This is a genomic window from Fibrobacter sp. UWB12, assembly GCF_900142485.1.
In the GTDB taxonomy this organism is placed as follows: domain Bacteria; phylum Fibrobacterota; class Fibrobacteria; order Fibrobacterales; family Fibrobacteraceae; genus Fibrobacter.
The window spans coordinates 363,911-385,359 of the sequence record NZ_FRAZ01000001.1; the positions used below are offsets into that span (position 1 = coordinate 363,911).

A 21,449-nucleotide genomic window follows, 5' to 3' on the forward strand; every position below is an offset into this window, starting at 1 on the left:
GAAGCAATGTTCAAGACATTTCTTTCAAGAAAGTTTTTTTCGCTCTTGCTATCGAGTACAATTGGTCAACTCGTTATTACGGTGCTGACCCTTTCAGACTCGATGATTGCTGGTGTAATGCTCGGTGAAGATGCCGTTGCTGCCATTTGCCTAGTTGTCCCAGCTTATTCGTTGGCTGGTTTTTGGGGATGTCTGGTTGCCTTGGGTGTTCCCATTATTTATAACCGGGCCATGGGAGAGTTTGACAAGAAAAAGGCCGATCGTTGTTTTGCGTTTGGATTATTCATGTCTCTCTTGATGGGAGTAATTTTGTTTGTCACCTTTATGGTAATCGGGGATGCTTATCTTCGCTTTTATGAACCGTCTTCAATTGTTTTCGGTGCGGCAAAGGATTATTTCTTTTGGTACAAGTTTACTTTTTTACTGTTGCCGCTTTATACTCTGATGTATGTGATGGTCCTTGCCGATGGCGATGAAACATTGTCAATGGTTTCAGGAATCGTGCAGATTGTAGGGAACATCGTCTGCTCAATTGTTCTTGTAAAAATTATCGGTATTGCGGGAATTGGACTTGGCTCGTTTATTGGAACTGCTGCGGCGATACTCGTTTCTTTTGCACATCTTCTTCGTCAAGGCAATTCGCTAAAGCTTGGCTTTTACTTCTCGTTTAGGTGGCTTGTCGATGTTGTAAAATATAGCGCGGTTGATGCGGGCTCCTATCTTTTCTTGGCTTGTTTCATTGCGGTGATGAACCGTTTTATAACCTTCGCTTACGGCCCTGAAATGCTGGTGCTTGGTGCTATAGTCCTTTTTATAAAAGAGATACAAGTCTTGTTTGATGGTGTGGGGGAGTCGTTCACTCCGTTGATGAACATCTACTTGGGCGAAGAATCCTATGATGCCGTCAAAAAATGTTATCGTCTTTCTCGAAACACGGCTGTAGCCGAAGGTCTTGCGTTGACGCTGTTGCTGCTTTTGTTGGCGCCCTATGTTGTGAAACTTTATGATATCTCTGATCCGTTGATGTATTCTTATGCGGTAGGTGGTGCTCGAATCGAAGTTTTGGGACTTGTATTCTTGAGCTTGTTATACCTGTTGAGTTCCTACTATTTGCTCATAGACAAGATTAAACTTGGATTTATGATGAGTGCACTTCGCGATGTACTTGTGGTGACTCCGGTCTGTGTGTTTTTGGGGTATTTCTTTGGTGTGTATGGAATGTTTGCCGGTGTCGCCGTTAGCCCTGCGTTAGCTTATGTGATATCAGTTCTGTATATCCGCATTCGTTATGGAGCAGAGAATTATCCATTGCTGCTTGCGGATAAGCTGAAAGGCTTCAAGCATAATTTTTACGAGTTGAAACTGGACCCGGCATCGATTGTTAAAACTCAGCAGCAGGCAGAAAAGTTTCTTTGTGAAAATGGTGTTGACCGTAAGATTGTCTCAAAGGTGAAGTTATTGATAGAAGACATTTATATGCTGATTTATGAAAAAAATGGTGCCGACAAAGCGGTCTATGCAGAGTGTACTGTTATTATTCGCGAAACGGGCGTACAGATTATAACCAAGGATGACGGTATATTGTTCGATTTGTCCAGTGACGATGTCATCGCCGGGTCAATTGTTGAATTTATGGTTTCGGGTTATATGGAAAAATTGAAAGAAAATAAAAAATATTTGACGACCATGAGCTATAACCGGAATACATTCAAGGTAAACAACGAGGTGCGGGTATGATTCAATATGGCATTACGGAAACCATTTTTGCTGAATTGTCCCTGTTTTCAATATTGTTGCTTTTATTCTTGCTGTATAACAATATAGCTCTGTATAAAATAAGTATTAAAGATAAACTTTCTATAGTCCTTGTGACGACAATCGTATTGTCGACTTTTGAATGGATTTGGCACTATGTAGATGGAAATGCGAATTTTCGAGTGCTGAGCTATATTTGTGCCGATGTTTACAGCGTCTGTTTGATGATTGCCGTATCCATGTTTACGCTGTTCAGCTTGGAACGTTTTGAATTGAATTTTAATCCTAAAAAATTGAATGCTTTATTTTTGGTAACACCTACTATTTTGACTCTTCTTTTGTGCCTCACAACGCCTTGGACTGGTTTAGTGTATTCCGTTGATGAGGGCGGATCAATTCAGTATAAGGAATTGTTTGACTTCTTTCTTGTCCCTGTATATTTTCTTTATATGTTATTTTCGATTTTACTTGCAATTTATTATGTGATAATGCATCGTAAAAAGAAAAAAGAGAAAGTGGTTTATGCAAGAAACCTGTTGATATTTGCTGTATTGACTGTGTGTGTCCAGGCTTTTCAGACCTATATTTTTAGAAATGATGGAAATTATTTGATAACAAGCCTTTCTTGGGCGATAGGCTTTGTATTCTTTACGACATACGTGAATACAGATCGATTTGTTAAAAGTCGTGAAAGAATTGCTGCGGTGGAGTCGGATTTACAGCTGGCCGCAAATATCCAATTGGGGGCGCTCCCTACGGTGGTGCATGCGTTTTCAAAACACCCCGAACTCGATGTTTTTGCATCAATGACCACGGCAAAAGAAGTGGGTGGTGATTTCTACGATTTCTTTGAAATAGACGGTACGCATATTTGCTTTGTCATTGCCGATGTTTCGGGCAAGGGCGTTCCTGCGGCGTTGTTCATGATGGTGGTGAAAACGATGATTCGTGACCATGCTTCCATGAAACTTTCTACGGCGGAAATCTTCAATGATGTGAACCGCCTCTTGTGCGAAAACAATGCCGAAGAAATGTTTGCGACCGCCTGGATTGGCATTCTGGATACTAAAACCAAAATCATGAAATGCACCAATGCAGGGCATAATGCCGTGTGCTTTGCCAAAAAAGATGGCAAGTTCGAGTTCCTTAGGCAGCGCCATGGGGTGTTCCTCGCCGGATTTGACACTACGCAATATAAAGAAGCCGAAATCCAGTTCGAAAGCGGGGATTGCCTGTTCCTCTATACCGACGGACTCACCGAAGCTCACAATGCGTCCGCTGAACTTTACGGCGAAAAACGGCTTTTGGATAAGCTAAATGCCATCGAAACGCGCGGCGGCGAAAGCTTCTTGAAGCAAATCGCCGAAGATGTGAATGCTTTTGCTAAAGGAACGGATCCTTTTGATGACCTTACGATGATGGTTATTAGAGTTGACTAGAATACATGCTTCCACTGGATGCCTAACATGTAGAAAATCCATTCCCTGCCGCTGTAGGTCATGAGGGGTTCGTGCTCTATGTCTTTGTATTTTTCGTGGAAACTTCTGCGGGATTCGAAATCTAAAAGCACATAGAGTTTGTCTTTCTTGCTGAGGGCGATTTCTGCCATGGACCAAATGTCAATCGTCATGAAATCGCCTTTGTAGTTTGACGAATAATTACCGTAATCGCTCGATTTGTAATGGCCGGAAAGCGTCGCTCCGATGCCGATCATCGAAAGTTTCAAAGGCATTTGGTAACCGACAAAGTATTCCTGCTCGTACACCCAGCCGCTAGCCAAGCCGTCTGTGGTTCGCCAGATCCATACGTCGGCTTCGGTGCCGGTTAATTTCTGGTACCCGGCCTTGTAGGTAGCTGTAGCCACGACATGGTGCCAGTCGCCTTCCCAGAGGGCCGCCAAATCAAACATAAGGCATGCACTCGCCCAGCCGTACAAGTACCAGTGTGCAAATGGCGTCAAGTCCTTATATTCAGGTTCTATGGCGCTGTATTTGGCCATTCCTTGGAATAAGCCAAAAGTATTCCAGCCGGTTCCTGCCGTGCCACCGATGGCAAGCTCCAAAAAAGCAATGGGCGATACGGTAATTTGGGCGATTGGTGCAATTGTGACGGGTGAAATTTCTAGCCCCATGTTGAATGTCACATGGTTATCCGCAGTGAATTCGTCGTTTCCGCGCAAGAAGGGGAGCGAGTAGGCAGCATCAAATTCTACAACGACTTCAACGCCATCGTAAGGGCTGCTAAAGCCCGAAAAATGAGTTGCACCGCGGTGGTGTTCTGTTTCTGGGTAATATGCCGCTGATGTCGTTGCTGAAAACTCCCAAGGGGATTTTTCCTGTGCAGCGTCGGATGATTTTGCGGAGGTGCTTTCTTCTGCGAAAAGGAGACTGCAACTTATTAGTGTCGCAATAGGTAATGTGAGTTTATCCATTATAATTCTCCTTTTATGGTTTGCTTTGGGGCCATGTCTCTTACAATGATGTTTTTATCTCATTCTTAGAAACTCATTTTCCCTTTGAACGTAATGCTGCTTAAATTGCGATAGTCGCTATACAATCCTTTTTTGTTTTCATCGGGACCTTCGTAGTAAATGTCTCCGATGATGCTTAAAGTGATGGCGTCCGTTAGCTTGTAAGCTGCTTCAATTTCGCCTGCGCTAGAAAAATTACGCAAATCAAGTGCGCCCGAAACCATGAGTGTTAACGTTTCGTTCAGGAGCGTTTTTTCGACACTCAATGTTGCTTGGTGTTCAAAGTTTCTGCGGTCGATACTTTTTTCGTGATTGAATACAATGTCGGAGATGTATTGCGCTGTAAGTGTCCAGCCGCCGCTTGGGGTCCAATCAAGCCCTGCAAGGCTTATGAGTTGGTGCTTCTGCAAACTGGTTTTCACGTTTTTACCGCTGAATTGACGTTGTATTTGATATTCTGCCGTTGTTTGGAAATGGCGTTTGGGAAAATACGCTTCTTCAAGTCGAATTACAAATTCCCCTGCCGGGATGGCGGCATCGAGGCCAATCATCATCATGCGTTTGTACTTGCCGGAAATATCAATTTCAAAGATGTCATCGTAAATACTTGAGTTGTCTTTGGAATCCGCAGAATTATATATGACCGTATGGGGGTTGTACTTGAAAAATGGGGTGTCGTCCCAGCCGTAAAAGTAATACAACGACACGTCTGCAAAAGAGGTGTAGGCACTCGCCCTGAATGCATATTCGCTGTTGGAAACATGTTTGCTTGGATGTTCTAAATCGCGGTAGTCCTCCGGTGCGTAAATTCTGATTCTTTCTGCGTCTGATGAAAATACGACGGATTTCAGCGGATTGCCTTTAGCAAGCGGGAGAATGCTAGGCGTGAAAAACGGAATGTAATACATGTCCGCTTGAATTTTTTCAGTCAAAAGCGAAAGACGTACTGCATCGATCCCAAGTCTAGATTCATTGTAATCGCTTGCGACAAAGCTGGCTTCATCTTTAGGACAAATGACATCTGTAATTTGAATATCGTCCGCTTTGCCCCACGAGACAACTTGACGACCGACTCTGAGGGCGAGCATTTCGCCTTTCCAGTCGATGTATGCTTCTTTCAGCTTGAGCGCAAACGAGCCGTCGTCAGAGACTAATGCGGAATATCCGTTTGCAGATTGGGAGCCTAAAGCGTCATGAACCAATTGCGCGCTCACGACAACGGTTGCTTCGTCAATGTAAGATTTTATCGTGCCATCGAAAATATTCTGGCCGAGCAAAAAGTCACCTTTGTTTTCGTGCGTGTGCGGCAAACCAATTCCTACTTGAGAAGTGAAACTTCCTGTAAAATTGATTTCCTGCGCGAAAATTGATGAACCAAAGATAAGTCCATAAATGGAGAGCTCTTTAAACATTTTAAAACTCATAAGTATGACTCCGATAAATAGTTTTATGAATTGCTTTGTTCCTCTGGAATTCGTAATGATGTTTGTTTTTCCTTGCCGAATGGTTTGACCACATTCAGTAATGCCGGGGAAATGGTGTAATCCGCAAGCAGGGCGCCGGCAAGGCCGAAAATGACTAAAACTCCAACGATGAACAAAAAACGCATGGGACTAAACAGGTAAACAGTGAACATGGCGCAAAGAATCAGTGTTGTAAGGAACATGGACTTGCCGATTTCACGGAAACAAGATTCCATCGCTATACTGTAAGTTCCGTACTTCTCAAGTCCCATTTTAAGGTGCGTCGTCAGGTGGATGGTGTCGTCAACGGCGATGCCTAGAATCATTGGCATCACAGTCACGGTACCAAAGTCAAGAGCGTAATCCATGTATCCCATGACTCCGCCAACAAGGATGACCGGGGCTATGTTTGGAATCATGCTGATGAGTCCAGTTCGTATGCTTGCGAATGCCGCGATAAGCATGATGGCGATAATGATGATTGAAAATCCGATGGACTTGATACCGCCAAAGACTGTTCGGTTGCTCATTTCGGCGTATTGGATCATGTCGCCAAGTAGGCTGCTATGGGCTTTGGGGAAAAGTTCCGATAACTTTGTTTGTATGGCGGCTACGTTATCGCGGGCTTCTTCGGTGGCATAGCGGCTCATGTCTACGTTAACGGTCGTTATCTTGAATTCTTCGTCCATAAAATCATTGAAGTCCTCGCGCATTTCGATGGATGAAAGCTCCATAAGTTGCGCCAGGACGTATTCATCTTCGGGGACCTTATAGAATTCTTCTTTCCCTTCATTTAGGGCGCTGTTCATTTCTTTCAGGATGCTTGTGACCGAAGAGACTCGTGCTTTACCGCCAGACCACTTGGTGAGCGAGAGCGTTCCTAGGAACTTTTCGAAGTCCAGTAATGCATTCATGTTTTGAGGATCCTTGAATGCTCCTTCTTCATCGAATTGAATCATGACGGAGTAGCTGTAACGGTTTCCGAGCTTGGCTGCAAGCATCTCTTTTTGCTTTTGAACATAAGGCATTTTTTCACCCGATACGGCATCGTAATCTACTCGTGCGGTGATTTTAAATATTCCAGGGATGAATGCCGCAAGAACAAGAATCGAGGTAATGATGATGGGCCATCTCTTTTTTTGAACAAATCCAGCCCAACGAGAAAAATGCATGTCGAGCTTGGTTGCTCCCATTTCGTTTGCTGTATCTGGAGCGGAATCTTTGCCGAACGAGAGCAAAATCGGAATCAGTACCGATACATAAATATAAATGGCGAACACGATAAGGGCTGCCGTTTTGCCCATCCACGAGAGCGGCTTCATATCGACGAATAAAAAACTCACGAATGACGCCATGGTCGTTATGACGGTGAACAGCACGGACCATCCGCATTCCTCGACACACATGACTACGGACTCTTTGCGTTTGCCCGTGCGGCGGAAAAACAGCTTGAACATGTTGATGTAATGCACCGAATAGCCGACTGCAAGGGCCATGCCAAGAACGATGGGGAGCGAAATGAGGGTAGAGTCCGCCTTGACCCCAAAGAAGGACATTGCCCCGAGTACCGAAGCGATAGCACCAAGGGTAGCAAAGGCTGGCACGATAACGCCGAAAATATTGCGCAAGAATAGGGCTAGGAATATAAGCATTACGACAAAACCGAGCATGACGCATTTACCGTATTCGGGAACGTCGTAGCGTTCCTCTTTTGCGTCTTCGTAAGGAACTCCGCTTCCGTAAAGTTTGTAGCCTTCGCTCTGGAATTCTTCGCTTTCAATAATTTCCATGAGCTTGTAGCCGATGGCCAAGGTGACTTCGTCTTTATCGCCGTTGAATTGTTCATCGAGGGTTTTGCCTTCGAACGGTAACAGCGATAAGAAAATCCACGATTCTTTGCCGTTGTCGCTAACAAGCGAATTGATGAGGGCGTTCGTCTGTTCGCTTCCGCGCATCACGAGTGCGCGCGCCTTGGCGAGTTCCGCCGAATCGGAGGGAATGCCGTCTTTAAAAGGCTTCTTGACTTCGAAACCTTCTTCGTTTCCGACTGGAATATCGACTTCGATAATTGAAGTCAAACGGTCTGCAAACGGAATTTCGTCTCGCAGCCGGTTGCCGAGGCGGTCTATCACTTTCAGCATGTCTTCGCTGAACAAGTCTCCGTCGCCCTGTTTAATGACAAGGACCCCGATCCCGTTCAAGTTCCCGAAAACATCTTCGTATTTCTTTTTGTTGATTGTAATTTCATCGGAACCGCCAAACCACCCTTCGTCTCCTAGAGAAAAAGAGAACTGGGTTAAACCCATGCAGCAAATCAAGGTGATGATGGTAAAGACGGCGAGTATTGCCCAACGAAAACGAATCTGTGCTTGTCCGATTTTGCCGAAAAAATGATTCAAGCGACTGACTTGCATACTTGTATCCTATTTGACGAGTTCACGTTCCAGAGCGCTTACCGTAAAGAAACTCGTGTTTACGGCTTCGTCGTATTTAAGGTCCTTGACTTCGTAGATTGTTTTGTGGTTGGACTGGACGTTGGTCATGGTCATTTTCTGCGTTGTCCAGTAACCTTTGACCTGCTTGATGTTCTCGCAAATGAGCGTTTTTTGGAGGCGGTTCTGTTTGTCGTAGTATTCTCCCTTTTGAACGACGAACGTCTTTTTATCGACCCAGGTTACACGGCGGCTTACTTTTGCTTTGGCGTCTTTTGCCTTGGCTTCTAAAATCCAGCAATCAACACCGTTTACCTTTTCTTCGCCAAGGATAGCGAAGTTGTCTTTGTTGAGACTGCGGGTGCCTAAGTCGTCGTAAGTAAAGTCCGTTCCTTGAAAATCATCGTCTTTACTGGAACCGGAAACGCGACGCACCTTTTTCATGGCGGGGAGGTAAATCCAGCTATCGCTATCGACGGAAGAGCCGTCAGCCTTGTCGGGGTAGTCGTATGTTAAGTAACTGATGCCAGCGACATCGCGTGGTGTCTTGAATACGATGACTGTTTTTTCGGTAGTCCCTTCCTTCATGAAGTAAGAGACGAGTTCGCGGTTGCGGGTTTTGCCGTTTTTATCGACCAGAGTGAGCGAAACGGTGTAAGACGATGTTTTTCCGGATGGCAAATTGTGGACTTTTTTGGCAATTTCGTTTGCAGTCTGTGCGAAACTTGTGGAAATCAACAACGCACTTGAAATGAGTGCTTTGAAAACAAAATTCTTCATAAAATTCCCCTTGAATGTTATAAATATATTACGGTTTTGGGTGGATGAAAAATTTTTTTCCCGAGTAAGACCAAATTTTTTATTCCAACTAGGAATAGCAAGCGAACTAACTTTTCTAAGTTTACCTCAGCATGCAATTGTCCTAACGACTAAAGACCATTGACTAATGACTATGAAAGAATACGCTCCTGCAAAAATCAATCTGTTTCTTGATGTGATTCGTAAACGTGAAGACGGTTACCACGATTTGGGAACCGTGTTCCAGACTGTCGATGCGGGCGATACGGTAGAGGCGACGCTTCGCGAAGATGGCGAAATCCACCTGACGTACAACGAACCGCAGAACTATCCGCTGGAATCGGACCTTGTGTTCAAGGCGGCGAAGGCGCTCAAGGAATTTGCGAAGTGCAATCTTGGTGCCGATATTCATTTGACGAAGGTCATGCCGCTTGGGGCTGGTCTTGGTGGAGGCAGTGCCGATGCTGCAGCAACGCTTCGTTTGCTCAATAAATTGTGGAACTTGAACCTTCCGTTCGAAACATTGGAATCTATCGGCGCTCGGCTTGGCGCCGACGTTCCGTTCCTCGTTCGAGGCGGAACCGCCTTTGCCGAGGGCATCGGCGAGCGCCTGACGTTCGTGGAACCGCTTGAATTGCCTGAATGTGCAGCTCTCCTCATTGCAACCCCGCTGGACGCGGTCCCGACCAAGGATGCCTACGCGGGCGTTCCGAAATCTGGCCCGGACCGCTGGGAACAGTACAAGGCCTCTTGGACCGCGCCGTCCTCGTCCGCGACGCCGCTTTTCCTCGATCCCAAGTCCTATTTCAACGCTTTTGAGATTTCCGTGTTCCCGACGCACCCGCTTGTTGCCGAGATGAAGCAGAAATTCCTTGAACTGGGGGCTAAGGTCGCCCTGATGTCCGGGTCTGGAGCCTCTGTTTTCGGAATTTTCGAGACCCGGGAACTTGCCGAAAAAGCTGCTGTAGCGATGAAACCGATTTCTCGCTACCAGACCATCACGAAATTCTGGCATAGATAGGGCTTTTTTCAAAGAAAAAGCGCTTTTTTTTGCACGTTTGTCTTTGATAATCGGCAAATTTTTACTATCTTTGTCGCACCATTGGGGTATCGTCAAGTGGTAAGACAACGGATTTTGATTCCGTTATTCGTTGGTTCGAGTCCAGCTACCCCAATGAATTTTTTTTATCTAATGGAGATAATACAATGGAACTCACAACGCTCAAAGCTACCTCGAGAGTGCTAGGTGCAAACCGCGAAAACGCCCGTTTGCGTAAGGCTGGTCAGATTCCGGCCGTCTATTATGGTAAGGGTATCGAAGCTAAGAACATTGCTGTAAGCGAAATCGACCTCCGCAAGGTTCTTGCTCCGGGCAAGCGTTACACGCTTCTTGACCTCGAAATCGACGGCAAGGCTGGCAATCCGGCTATCGTCTACAGTGTCCAGAAGGACGCCATCACCCAGAAGATCACTCACGTTGACTTCATCAAGATCGCTGATGACGAATTCGTGAAGGTTCGTATCCCGGTCAAGCTTTCCGGTCTCCCGGTTGGCGTGAAGACTCAGGGTGGTATCTTCTCTCAGGAAGCTCGTTACCTCATGCTCGCTGCTAAGCCTGCAAGCATTCCGTCTGTTCTCGAATTGGACATTTCCAACTTCGAAACGAACGTGACCTTCTACGCTAAGGACTTCAAGCTCCCGGAAAACGTTCAGCTCGCTTCTGTTCCGCGTACCGTTATCTTCTCGATTTCTTCTAAGTCTAAGAAGAAGGACGCTGCTGCTGCTCCGGCTGCTGACGCCGCTGCCGCTGCTCCGGCTGCCACCTAATTTTGGCACCAAGCTGAAAAGCGAATTTGAGACCTGTCCCAATGCGGGGCGGGTCTTTTTTCGTTGAAAATTCTGAGTCTATTGACAATCTTGACTTCTAATTTTATGTTAGTGTTCAAATGAGCAAAGATAAGAAGATAAATCCTGTATCGATTCGCAGCTCGGCTGCGGAGTATTTGACCTATATTTCTGCGGTAGGTGGTTCTGAGCAGAGTGTCGAGATGCGTTATGAAGATGAAAACGTCTGGCTGACGCAAAAGATGATGGCGGAACTGTATGGGGTCAGTGTTCCGGCGATTAACCAGCATATCAAAAATATTCTCGAAGACGGCGAACTGACGGAGACGGCAACTATTAAGAAATACTTAATAGTTCAAAATGAAGGAGAAAGGCAGGTTTCTCGCCAAGTGAATCATTACAACCTTCAGATGATTATCGCTGTGGGCTTTAAAGTTAATAATGAGCGTGCGGTGCAATTCCGCAAGTGGGCGGGGCAAATCGTTAAGGATTACACCATCCAGGGATGGGTTATGGATAAGGAACGTCTCAAAAATTTTGGGACAATTCTTACCGAAGATTACTTTGAACGTCAGTTGGAAGTTATACGTGAAATACGCGTATCCGAACGGCGTTTTTATCAGAAGGTGACTGACATTTATTCTACGGCATTAGATTATGACCCTTCTGCAAAAGTTACACAGGATTTCTTCAAGAAGGTTCAGAACAAATTGCATTGGGCAATTCATGGGCATACTGTGGCAGAACTTATAGTGGAGCGTGCGGATAGTAAAAAAGAACATATGGGGCTAAAAACGTGGGCTGCGTCCCCTAATGGGAAAATTTTGAAATCCGATGTTATTGTTGCCAAAAACTATTTAGAAAAGGATGAACTTAAGGCGTTGGAACTGATTGTTTCGGGTTATTTAGACTTTGCTGAAATGCAAGCGAATCGGCATATCCCGATGACGATGGAAGATTGGGCAAAACATCTTGATCGGATTCTAGAAGCTACAGAACACGAACTTTTGACTAATGCGGGAAAGATTTCGATGGAAGTGGCTCAGGCTCATGCGATTACAGAATGGGAAAAGTACCGCATTGTGCAGGATAAGTTGTTCCATAGCGATTTTGATTACTTCCTTGAGCTTCATGAAAAAATGGCTCAATACAAGCCGTAGCCGATTTTTGTATATTCTAGATATGAAATTACTCAAGCTTTTATCTTGCCTTTCTTTTATCGCACTTTTAGGGTGTGCTAGTTCTGAACCTGTCGTACAGCAGCAGGATAGCAATGCAGATGAAGTTCGTGCAAATGCCGCAAAAGCGTATAGCGAACTCGATGCGGAAAGGTAACGATATTTTTTAAGGTTTTATTATGTATTTAATCGTCGGTCTTGGAAATCCTGGAACGCAGTATTCGAACACGCACCACAATGCCGGTTTTATGGCCGTTGAAAAGCTCGCCGACCCGAGCAAGGACTGGAAATCGGAACACAAGGCGCTCACCATGAAGGTGAATATTGCAGGCGAAGAATGCCTCCTCGTGAAGCCGCAAACCTATATGAATCTCTCTGGTGAAGCGGTGCAGGCTCTGATGACGTGGTACAAGGTCAAGGTCGATCATTTGCTCGTTTTTAGCGACGATATTAATTTGGATGTAGGCCGTATCCGTTGCCGCAAGGACGGTAGCCATGGCGGTCAGAATGGGCTCCGCAACATCATTGAGCATGTGGGCGACAAGTTCCCGCGCATCCGTTTTGGCGTTGGCAAATGCCCTCCGAAATTTGACCTCAGCAACTGGGTCTTGGCGAAGTTCTCGCCCGAAGACCGCCCGAAATTCGACGAGGCGATTGCTAAAGTCCCTGCGCTGGTGGAATGCTACTTTAAGCTTGGCATCGAAAAGTGTATGGAACGTTATAACGGGAAGTGACGCCGCTATATGCAACTGATACATTAAAATTGTTATGAGCTCGACTAGTGATTAACTTGTCGGGCTTTTTTATTATATTGAAAGTAACCTTTTGGTGGAGGTATGTATGGTGAATAAAATTATTATCGCCTTGAGTATGGGACTCACGGCGGGGGTCTTGGCACAGGATTTTTGCAATGCAGCTAAACATACAGGTGCAAGCAAAAAAGTGAATGGAAACGAAGTGAGCTCGTTCAACGGTGTCGGTTACGAGCTTTGGTACGATAGGGCAACTTCGGGTTCGCTTACGATTTATGAAGACGGATCCATGTCTTGTTCTTTCCAGAGCGCTGGAGACTACCTTTGCCGTGCGGGGCTTTCGTTCGATAGCGACAAGAAGTATAACGAACTTGGCGGCGATATGCTTGCAGAATTCAAGCTCGTGAAGCAGAATATCAATGGCGCCGATTACTCCTATGTCGGCGTCTATGGTTGGATGGAAGAAGTCTCGAAATCCCCGAGCAAACTGGTCGAATATTATGTTGTCGATAACTGGCTGACGGGGTGGAGGCCTGGCGATTGGGTCGCTAGCCATAAGATGGGCGATTACACAATCGATGGTGCCAAATACTCCGTTTATTGGGGTGAACATACGGGGCCGGCCATTAAGACACAGGGCAATACGACTTTTTTGCAGTATTTCAGCATTCGTGAAAATGCCCGTGATTGCGGAGTCATCAATATTAGCGCTCACATGAGACAGTGGGAAAAGCTAGGCATGGAGATGGGGAAACTCTACGAAGCCAAGGTCCTTGGCGAAGCCGGAAGCATGGGAAACGGCGTTTCCGGTACGGCTGATTTCCCGCACATAAAGGTTTACGTCAAAGGTGAAGAAGTTCCGTCGTCCAGTTCCGTTGCTTTAAGTTCAAGTTCTGTTGCGTCGAGTTCGTCAAAAATGGTGCCGAGTTCGTCATCGGAGAAGGTAGCGAAATCTTCGAGCAGTGTTGGCGGTTCTTCGAGTTCGGGGACCGATGCGATTCCGTTTACGGTACAGCGCTTTGACAAGGCGGGGATTTATCAAGTGTTCGATATGCAAGGGAATTTCCTCGGCAAGGTTGAACTGAAGAGTGGTTTGTCGCTTAAGCAGGCTGTAGCAAACAAGTTTGCTCGTTCGTCCGTTTATCTGGTCAAGCGTGGGGCCTTTGCCAAGACGATTGCTGTCGAGCGATAATTCATTGCATCAATAAGCCTCGTTGTTACCCCGGAACATGTCCGGGGCTGTTTTTTTGAGGCTCGGTTTTATGTTTTTCCTGAACTAAAATGCCGATTTTATATTATTTTTGCCATTGACATAGAAGAGTAATTTGTCTCTTGTTCTCACGACTGAAACCTAGACAATTTCATAACCCGAGAACAAGGCGAACGCTCACGCATGGATAGCCCGTATTGGGCTATTCGTCGCATTGCTGTATCCGAGGCATAGGTCTCGGTTATTTGGTTATGTGCCCATTTCGGGGCGTGGGTCGTGCGTTTACCGGGTTATGGCTAAGTCTAGGGCCGCAGTCGTGGTAAGCGTTACGACTCACGCCTTTCTTGTTGCTTGCGATTGATTTTTCGGCAACATTTTTAAGGTTTGGAAATTCGCTGACCTGCGAGGGCTAGAGGCATAAACAAGGAGTTGCTTATGCCAAGCATTGCCGAAATCGAAAATAAGATTGAAGATATTGTAGCCAAGTATCGCGCAACTGGAGCTTCAGGTGATTTTATCTATGACTTTATCTTGGCTTATGACTTGCCTAAGGCTTCGGTTAAACGCTTGCAAAATGGCTCGTTGAATTTATCTAAAAATCAAGGCGAAATCTGCTGGAAGGGCAAACTCCTTTACAAGGAATTGTTCAAAGACGAATTGAATGTAAGCTTGGCTTTAAATACTGCAAACTCCATCAAGCATAAAGAGCGTTTTGTAATTCTTACAGATGGAAACAAGTTACTTTGTGTTGATACAAAGACCAAAGACACCTTAGAGACTGAATTTAAGGATTTGCCTAAGCATTCCTCTTTCTTTTTGCCGTGGGCTGGGATTGAAAAGACTGAATTTATCGATGAAAATCCTGCTGATGTTCGTGCAGCTCGCAAAATGGCGAAGCTTTTTGACGAAATCAAAAAAGACAATGCTAAAAAACTGATTTCGCAACATGATTTTAATGTGTTCCTTTCTCGGCTTCTTTTTTGCTTTTTTGCCGAAGATACGGGAATTTTTACAGACAACTTGTTTACAAATACTATTGCAGCGACAACAAAAGCTGATGGAAGTGACCTGAATGAATTTTTAGAACGGTTGTTTACCGTTCTTGATACAGCCCCCAAAGAACGTAAAAAGCTGCCAGATTATCTTGAAAAATTTCCGTATGTAAACGGAGGACTTTTCCGTAATAAAATCGAGATTCCTCGTTTTTCAGCTCATAGTCGCAATAAGATAATTGAATGTGGTGAATTGGATTGGAAGGATATCAATCCCGATATTTTTGGATCCATGTTCCAAACGGTTATTGACGAGGAACAACGCGGTGATTTAGGGCAACATTACACTAGCGTTCCAAATATTATGAAGGTAATAGAACCTCTTTTCTTGAATGACCTTCGCAAAGAATTTGAAGCTGCAGGGAACAGTGTTACAAAATTGAAAAATCTGTTATTGCGTATTCGCAATATTCGAATTTTCGACCCCGCTTGCGGTTCCGGTAATTTTTTGATTATTGCTTATAAAGAACTCCGTAAATTGGAAATGGACATTCTGCTCAAAATGCGTGAATTTGGTCTTACAGGGATTCATTTGGATCATTTTTACGGAATTGAAATTGATGACTTTGCTTGTGAAACAGCGAAGCTTTCACTGTGGCTTGCCGAGCATCAAATGAATGTAGAGTTTTTTAGCAAAACAGGAACAATATGCCCAACGCTTCCGTTGAAAGAGGCAGGCCACATAGTTTGCGATAACGCCTGCAATATTGATTGGAACAATGTTTGCCCAAATAATGGAAACGATGAAATTTATGTACTTGGAAATCCTCCATATTTAGGGGCACGATTGCAAAAAGAAAACCATAAAAAAGATGTTGAAACGGTTTTTGAAAATGTTAAAGGAGCAAAGAATTTAGACTACATTGCCTGTTGGTTCTATAAAGGTTCTGATTATATAGCAAACTCCAATGCTACCTTAGCGTTTGTAAGTACCAATTCTATTTGCCAAGGCGAACAAGTCGCGATACTTTGGCCGCAGATATTCAACAAAGGAATTGAAATTCAATTTGGTTATTCATCTTTCAAATGGACTAACAATGCTCAATATAATGCTGGTGTAATTGTCACTGTAATTGGGCTTTGCAATGATTCTCAAGAAAAACAAAAATTCTTGTTTAATGGAACTTCACAGAAAAGAGTTTCCAAAATTAATGCTTACTTGATTCCTGGGGCGAATACGGTTGTTGATTGTTGTAAAAAATGTATCAGTGAGTTTCCTGAAATAAAATTTGGAAGCATGGCTAATGATGATGGAAATCTTATTCTTGAAAAGTCTGAATATGAAAATATTTTAAATGAATATCCAAGTGCTGCTTTTTATATAAAACGGTTAATAGGTTCACAAGAATTAATTAGAGGCGAAATTCGCTATTGTATTTGGATTACAGAAAAAGATAAAAAAGAGGCTTTGAAAATTCCGGAAATTAAAAAAAGAGTGGCTAAGTGTAGAAATCATCGAATTGGTAGTGATAGGCCGTCAACTCAAAAATTAGCTCTAATTCCATATCGTTTTGGAGAAGTGCGTTATAAAAATACTCCGTCTATTATCATTCCTCGAGTATCCTCTGAACGACGAGTATATATACCAATGGATTTTTTAGAAGCTGGAATTGTTGTGTCTGATTCGGCTCAGGCAATTTACGATGCTGAACCATGGCTGTTTAGTGTTCTTAATTCAAAAATGCACATGGTTTGGCTTAGAGTTGTTGGTGGAAAACTCAAAAATGATTACAGATATTCTGCACAACTTGTTTACAATACCTTCCCGTTCCCGCATATCAATGACGAACAGAAAAGCATGCTTAAAGACTACGCTTTTGGCATTATAGCGGCTCGTGAAAACCATCCGGGAAAAACGTTGGCGGAACTCTACAATCCCGAATCAATGCCGGATGACCTCAAAAAAGCCCATGAAGAAAACGACTTTGCAATTGAAAAAATTTACAGAGCAAGGCCATTTGCTAACGATGAAGAACGCCTTGAGTTTCTCTTTAGGCTTTATGAACAGATGATTCGCGAAGAACAGGAGTAATCAACATGCCTGATATTGTTCATTTCGAATACGCCCAAACGGGTAATTCTTCCAAAACGGATTCTCTTGGAATGCGAGAAATGCAGGCTCGTGCCTATGCAGCCCGTGCATCTCAATATTTGTTGATTAAGTCACCTCCGGCATCTGGCAAATCCCGAGCACTTATGTTTATCGCTCTTGATAAACTTTATCATCAGGGGCTAAAAAAAGTAATTGTCGCCGTTCCTGAACGATCTATTGGAGCATCCTTTGCAAAAACTCAACTGCGCAAATATGGATTCTTTGCTGATTGGAATCCTGTGGATGAGTATAACTTGTGCTTTGCGGGGAGTGATTCCAGCAAAGGAAAGGTAAAAAAATTCCATGAATTTATGGAAAGCAAAAATGACAACATCTTAATATGTACTCACGCTACCTTACGTTTTGCAGCCGAAGGATTGGACGAAAAAGCTTTTGATGATTGTCTCGTCGCTATAGATGAATTTCATCATGTTTCCGCAGATGATTCGAGTTGTTTGGGTGAAATGTTGCGTGGACTGATTTCAAAGTCTTCGGCACACATAGTCGCTATGACCGGTTCATATTTCCGTGGAGATTCTGTCCCAGTGCTCTCGCCAGAAGACGAAGCGTTATTTACCAAGATTACTTACAATTATTACGAACAGCTTAATGGTTACAAGTATTTAAAATCGCTTGGAATCGGCTATCATTTTTATCAAGGGAAATACACATCGGCAATCGGAGAAATTCTTGATACCGACAAAAAGACGATTCTTCATATTCCAAATGTGAATTCCGGGGAATCCACAAAAGATAAACATTCTGAAGTCGACTTTATTTTAGATTCAATTGGTGAAGTTGAAAAGCAAGATTTGGAAACAGGCGTGATAACGGTTCGTCGTAAAGACGGAAAATTGTTGAAAGTCGCAGACCTTGTAGATGATGAACCGGCAAACCGTACAAGAATTGTCGAATATCTTCGTAAAATTGCAAAACCCGAAGACATGGATTTAATTATCGCATTGGGAATGGCAAAAGAAGGTTTCGACTGGCCGTTCTGTGAACACGCTCTTACGGTCGGATATCGTGGCTCGTTAACTGAAATCATCCAAATTATTGGGCGATGCACACGAGATAGTAAAAATAAGACTCATGCACAGTTTACAAATTTGATTGCTCAGCCCGAAGCTAAGGATGATGATGTTGTTGTCGCCGTAAACAATATGCTTAAAGCAATTACCGCATCACTCCTCATGGAACAAGTGCTTGCTCCTGAATGGAATTTCAAAACTCGCGAAGATGGAGATGATTCTGAAGAACCGGGAACAATCAAAATCCGTGGATTTAAAACACCGTCGTCTAAACGAGTTAAGGATATTATTGAAACTGATATAAACGATTTGAAGGCTTCCATTTTGCAAGATAAAACCATGCAAAGTGCAATGCCGGGCGGTGTAGAACCCGAAGTTATCAACAAGGTGTTGATTCCAAAAATTATCCGCACGAAATATCCAGATTTAACCGATGAAGAGGTTGAAGAAATTCGTGAACATGTTGTTGCTGATACCGCTATTCGAACTGCAAAAATTGAAGAGCATGGTGACAAACGATTTATTCGTATGGCAAATAAGTTTGTCAATATTGACGATTTGCATATTGACCTGATTGATTCCATCAATCCGTTCCAAGCGGCTTTTGAAGTACTTTCAAAATCTGTTACTCCGAGCGTTTTGAAGATGATTCACAATGTCATCGAAGAAACCCGTATCGAGATGACCGATGAAGAAGCCATGCTTCTTTGGCCTAAAATTAAGGCTTTCAGAGAAACAAATGGACGTGAGCCAAATATATCTTCTGTCAATCCACAAGAAAAGCGATTTGCAGAATGTATTGTATATCTGAGAAAACGTAAGAGGGAACGCGATGCCCAAAACGCTAGATGATATTTTCGCTGATGATTCCTATGGCTTGCTAAATGAAAAGTCCAAGGCGAATCCAATTACAGACCAAGATCGCATGGTTCAAGAATTTGAGGAACTTTCACGTTTCGTAAGCGAAAATGGCAGGGAACCTTCTGAAAATAGCAATGATCCATCTGAATATCGCTTAGCCAAAAGGCTCGCGAAATATCGTAGTGATAGCAAGTTGATTGAAAATCAAGCGATATACAACGCCGATGTTCACGGATTACTTCATTCTACAGGAAAAAGCAATCAAAGCAAGGAAATGAGTTTTGATGAAATCCTTGATTCTTTTAATTTGAACGAAGAAGAAAAATCCATATTCGATTTACATCCGTCGGTAAAAAAAGCTATCGATCGCGATGAAGCAGATTTTATTGCAAAACGCAAACCATGCAAAGATTTCTCCAAATACGAATCAAAGTTTAAAAAAGTTCAAAACGATATCCGTAGTGGCAAGCGAAAACTCCTTGATGCAAAAATATCTCACCTTAAAGAGGGTGGATTCTATTTTTACAATGGAGTGCTTTTCTTTGTAGAATCAATTGAGATTTCTCAAAAAAATGCAGTTACCCCCGAAGGCAAGCATATTTATGAAAACGGTCGAACTCGCTGCATTTTTGAAAACGGAACAGAAGCAGCTTTACTTAAACGTTCTGTAGAAAAGTTATTGTATCTGAATGGAAAAACTGTTACTGAAAATAGCGAAGAAACAGCCGCGAAAGCAGAAAAGGAATTGGGCATCAACGAAAAAGATAAGGCTTGTGGCTTTATTTATGTTTGCTCTTCGTTAAGCAAAGAACCGTCCATTGCAGAAATTAAAAACCTGTATAAAATAGGCTTTTGCACTACATCAGTTGAAGAACGTTTAAAAAATGCTGAAAAAGAACCTACATATTTGATGGCTCCAGTTCGCCATATTGCAAGCTGGCAATGTTTCAATATGAATCCGCAAAAATTTGAACAGTTGATTCATAATTTCTTTGGTCGTGTATGTCTAAATGTGGATGTCTTTGATGAAAAGGGTGAGAGACATATTCCAAAAGAATGGTTTGTAGTTCCGTTACCTGTAATAAAACAAGTAATTGAAATGATAATCACTGGTGAAATTATCAAATATCGCTACGATGAAAAAAAACAGGTTCTAGTGAAACGATAGATTTTGTTTCAATAGCGGCTTTAGATGAAGTAATTCGAAAGAATGTCAGCCCGGCTGACGATATAAAATGAAAAATCAAACTATAGGCCTCTCAAATCTTGAGAGGCTTTAATGTTGCCTAAATTGCGGAAAAAATTTAGACCTCTTGACAATCGCAATTTCCTAATTTATATTATATAGTGAACAAATGTTCATTTTGTGGTAAGCACTATTTAAATGCCTCGCTGTTTTACGCTTGTCTGCGAGGAAGGAGTGAAAGATGAAAGAACGTAAGTCCCTCAAGGACTGTATCGTGAAACCGGGCGAGAAGAGTCCCTTCGCAAATCTTCTTATTGATTTGGCGTTCAAGAAAGCATTCGATCCGGACAAGCCCACTAGCCGCAACAATCTCATCAACCTGCTGAACGACCTGCTTGAACCGCAGCTTAAGCGGCCAATCAAAAACGTGTGGACTCGCAATGTCGCAAAGAATCTGAGTGGTAGCAAAGAATCTCGCACGGCAATTTTCGATTTGCACTGTAAAGACGATATGGGTAATTTGATTGAGATTGAGGTGCAAATTCGCGAGATGGATAATTTTATGAAGCGTCTGGCTTTCTATGCGAGTGAGCTGGTGGCCAATCAGGCCGAACCTGGTGAAGAGTGGAATTACGATGTTCAGCCGACATACGTAATCGCGTTGACTCGTATTCATGTTTTTGATGACGAAAATGCTGTTCACCGTGCCGCCGTGACAGATTTGGAAACAGGCAAACAAGTTATGGATACATACAACTATGCTGTAATTGAGCTTTCTAAGGTTCCGTTTTTCATTGAGAAAACATCCAGTGATTTAAGCAAATGGCTGTTCTTCTTCCGTTACTTGAACCGCCTCAAGGAACTCCCCGAAGAGTTGAACGAGTCCAAGTTTCAACAGTTGACGGAAAGCTCGAAAGTGTCTAACTTTTCAAAAAAGGAATTTGAGGCTTATCAGCGTATGCATCACGAAAAATGGGATCACAATGTCATGGTGCCGGGCATTTTCAAGGAATTCGCGACGGAAATCAACGCAAAGATTGAAGAACGTATTTCCGATCGAAATCATGAAATAGCCAAGAAAATGGTTGCCGCAGGCAAGTTGTCTGATACAGAAATTGCAGACTATTCTGGTCTATCCGTAGAAGATGTTGTCGTTTTGCGGAGTCAAATGTGCGAGTCGGATTAATATCCTGTAGTCCTTGCCGAGCCTATTGATTCTTGTCTTGAGGCTTGCTCGCCTTGCTTATGCTCTTTTTTACATATTTCTAGCGGTTTAGAACTAGGATTTAAAACCGAAAATTACTATATTCAATGCGCAAAAGAG

The 21,449-nt window shown here is 43.4% G+C and carries 16 protein-coding genes and 1 tRNA gene; 13 read left to right on the forward strand and 4 right to left on the reverse strand.

Features of this window, described 5'->3' with window-relative positions; all coding sequences use genetic code 11:
- Positions 1–6: 6 nt before the first annotated feature.
- Positions 7–1,737, forward strand: a complete 1,731-nt coding sequence (locus BUA34_RS01460) for an MATE family efflux transporter (RefSeq protein WP_072826962.1) — start codon at positions 7–9, stop codon at positions 1,735–1,737.
- Positions 1,738–1,868: 131 nt separating this feature from the next.
- Positions 1,869–3,194, forward strand: coding sequence for a PP2C family protein-serine/threonine phosphatase (locus tag BUA34_RS01465; RefSeq protein ID WP_254794272.1), 1,326 nt, complete (start codon positions 1,869–1,871; stop codon positions 3,192–3,194).
- On the opposite strand, the gene BUA34_RS01470 is transcribed toward BUA34_RS01465, so the two are convergent.
- The 4 genes from BUA34_RS01470 to BUA34_RS01485 form a co-directional block, all read right to left on the reverse strand.
- Positions 3,191–4,186 (reverse strand): hypothetical protein, encoded by a 996-nt coding sequence (locus BUA34_RS01470; RefSeq protein ID WP_072826964.1) that lies wholly within the window; start codon positions 4,184–4,186, stop codon positions 3,191–3,193. The genes BUA34_RS01465 and BUA34_RS01470 overlap by 4 nt on opposite strands.
- A gap of 65 nt (positions 4,187–4,251) precedes the next feature.
- Positions 4,252–5,649, reverse strand: a complete 1,398-nt coding sequence (locus BUA34_RS01475) for a DUF1302 family protein (protein ID WP_217650173.1) — start codon at positions 5,647–5,649, stop codon at positions 4,252–4,254.
- Between the two features lie 23 nt (positions 5,650–5,672).
- On the reverse strand, positions 5,673–8,102 hold the full coding sequence (locus BUA34_RS01480; RefSeq protein WP_072826965.1) for an efflux RND transporter permease subunit: 2,430 nt from the start codon (positions 8,100–8,102) through the stop codon (positions 5,673–5,675).
- 9 nt (positions 8,103–8,111) lie between these two features.
- Positions 8,112–8,900 (reverse strand): outer membrane lipoprotein-sorting protein, encoded by a 789-nt coding sequence (locus BUA34_RS01485; protein WP_072826966.1) that lies wholly within the window; start codon positions 8,898–8,900, stop codon positions 8,112–8,114.
- A gap of 172 nt (positions 8,901–9,072) precedes the next feature.
- On the opposite strand from BUA34_RS01485, the gene ispE reads away from it, so the two are divergent.
- From ispE to BUA34_RS01535, 11 genes are all read left to right on the forward strand, one after another.
- Positions 9,073–9,939, forward strand: a complete 867-nt coding sequence (gene ispE / locus BUA34_RS01490; RefSeq protein WP_072827185.1) for a 4-(cytidine 5'-diphospho)-2-C-methyl-D-erythritol kinase — start codon at positions 9,073–9,075, stop codon at positions 9,937–9,939.
- 82 nt (positions 9,940–10,021) lie between these two features.
- A tRNA-Gln gene (locus tag BUA34_RS01495) sits at positions 10,022–10,093 on the forward strand.
- A gap of 31 nt (positions 10,094–10,124) precedes the next feature.
- Positions 10,125–10,745 (forward strand): 50S ribosomal protein L25, encoded by a 621-nt coding sequence (locus tag BUA34_RS01500; RefSeq protein WP_072826967.1) that lies wholly within the window; start codon positions 10,125–10,127, stop codon positions 10,743–10,745.
- A 119-nt stretch (positions 10,746–10,864) separates the two neighbouring features.
- Entirely contained in the window at positions 10,865–11,923 is a 1,059-nt protein-coding gene (locus tag BUA34_RS01505) for a virulence RhuM family protein (protein ID WP_072826968.1), read from the forward strand.
- Positions 11,924–11,945: 22 nt separating this feature from the next.
- A complete protein-coding gene (locus tag BUA34_RS15830) occupies positions 11,946–12,098 on the forward strand; it encodes a hypothetical protein (RefSeq protein ID WP_175545405.1) in 153 nt (50 codons plus the stop codon).
- 22 nt (positions 12,099–12,120) lie between these two features.
- Complete coding sequence (gene pth / locus BUA34_RS01510) at positions 12,121–12,675, forward strand: aminoacyl-tRNA hydrolase (protein ID WP_015732305.1); 555 nt, start codon at positions 12,121–12,123, stop codon at positions 12,673–12,675.
- Positions 12,676–12,781: 106 nt separating this feature from the next.
- A complete protein-coding gene (locus BUA34_RS01515) occupies positions 12,782–13,885 on the forward strand; it encodes a glycoside hydrolase family 11 protein (protein WP_072826969.1) in 1,104 nt (367 codons plus the stop codon).
- 453 nt (positions 13,886–14,338) lie between these two features.
- The gene (locus tag BUA34_RS01520; RefSeq protein ID WP_072826970.1) at positions 14,339–16,987 is read left to right on the forward strand and encodes a class I SAM-dependent DNA methyltransferase; all 2,649 of its coding nucleotides are present in this window, start codon (positions 14,339–14,341) and stop codon (positions 16,985–16,987) included.
- A 5-nt stretch (positions 16,988–16,992) separates the two neighbouring features.
- Positions 16,993–18,930: a DEAD/DEAH box helicase gene (locus tag BUA34_RS01525; RefSeq protein ID WP_072826971.1), complete on the forward strand. Its 1,938-nt coding sequence runs from the start codon at positions 16,993–16,995 to the stop codon at positions 18,928–18,930.
- Complete coding sequence (locus BUA34_RS01530) at positions 18,911–20,107, forward strand: GIY-YIG nuclease family protein (protein ID WP_014547065.1); 1,197 nt, start codon at positions 18,911–18,913, stop codon at positions 20,105–20,107. The genes BUA34_RS01525 and BUA34_RS01530 overlap by 20 nt, the downstream gene beginning before the upstream one ends.
- A gap of 259 nt (positions 20,108–20,366) precedes the next feature.
- A complete protein-coding gene (locus BUA34_RS01535; protein WP_014547066.1) occupies positions 20,367–21,311 on the forward strand; it encodes an Rpn family recombination-promoting nuclease/putative transposase in 945 nt (314 codons plus the stop codon).
- Positions 21,312–21,449: the final 138 nt, after the last annotated feature.

What these genes read in the sequence shown, in the direction of transcription:
- BUA34_RS01515 (WP_072826969.1), top strand. Translation starts at nt 12,782, where the DNA reads ATGGTGAATAAAATTATTATCGCCTTGAGTATGGGACTCACGGCGGGG.
- BUA34_RS15830 (WP_175545405.1), top strand. Translation starts at nt 11,946, where the DNA reads ATGAAATTACTCAAGCTTTTATCTTGCCTTTCTTTTATCGCACTTTTA.
- BUA34_RS01505 (WP_072826968.1), top strand. Translation starts at nt 10,865, where the DNA reads ATGAGCAAAGATAAGAAGATAAATCCTGTATCGATTCGCAGCTCGGCT.
- BUA34_RS01480 (WP_072826965.1), bottom strand. Translation starts at nt 8,102, where the DNA reads ATGCAAGTCAGTCGCTTGAATCATTTTTTCGGCAAAATCGGACAAGCA.
- BUA34_RS01475 (WP_217650173.1), bottom strand. Translation starts at nt 5,649, where the DNA reads ATGAGTTTTAAAATGTTTAAAGAGCTCTCCATTTATGGACTTATCTTT.
- BUA34_RS01460 (WP_072826962.1), top strand. Translation starts at nt 7, where the DNA reads ATGTTCAAGACATTTCTTTCAAGAAAGTTTTTTTCGCTCTTGCTATCG.
- BUA34_RS01530 (WP_014547065.1), top strand. Translation starts at nt 18,911, where the DNA reads ATGCCCAAAACGCTAGATGATATTTTCGCTGATGATTCCTATGGCTTG.
- BUA34_RS01500 (WP_072826967.1), top strand. Translation starts at nt 10,125, where the DNA reads ATGGAACTCACAACGCTCAAAGCTACCTCGAGAGTGCTAGGTGCAAAC.
- BUA34_RS01470 (WP_072826964.1), bottom strand. Translation starts at nt 4,186, where the DNA reads ATGGATAAACTCACATTACCTATTGCGACACTAATAAGTTGCAGTCTC.
- BUA34_RS01525 (WP_072826971.1), top strand. Translation starts at nt 16,993, where the DNA reads ATGCCTGATATTGTTCATTTCGAATACGCCCAAACGGGTAATTCTTCC.
- BUA34_RS01520 (WP_072826970.1), top strand. Translation starts at nt 14,339, where the DNA reads ATGCCAAGCATTGCCGAAATCGAAAATAAGATTGAAGATATTGTAGCC.
- BUA34_RS01535 (WP_014547066.1), top strand. Translation starts at nt 20,367, where the DNA reads ATGAAAGAACGTAAGTCCCTCAAGGACTGTATCGTGAAACCGGGCGAG.
- pth (WP_015732305.1), top strand. Translation starts at nt 12,121, where the DNA reads ATGTATTTAATCGTCGGTCTTGGAAATCCTGGAACGCAGTATTCGAAC.
- BUA34_RS01485 (WP_072826966.1), bottom strand. Translation starts at nt 8,900, where the DNA reads ATGAAGAATTTTGTTTTCAAAGCACTCATTTCAAGTGCGTTGTTGATT.
- ispE (WP_072827185.1), top strand. Translation starts at nt 9,073, where the DNA reads ATGAAAGAATACGCTCCTGCAAAAATCAATCTGTTTCTTGATGTGATT.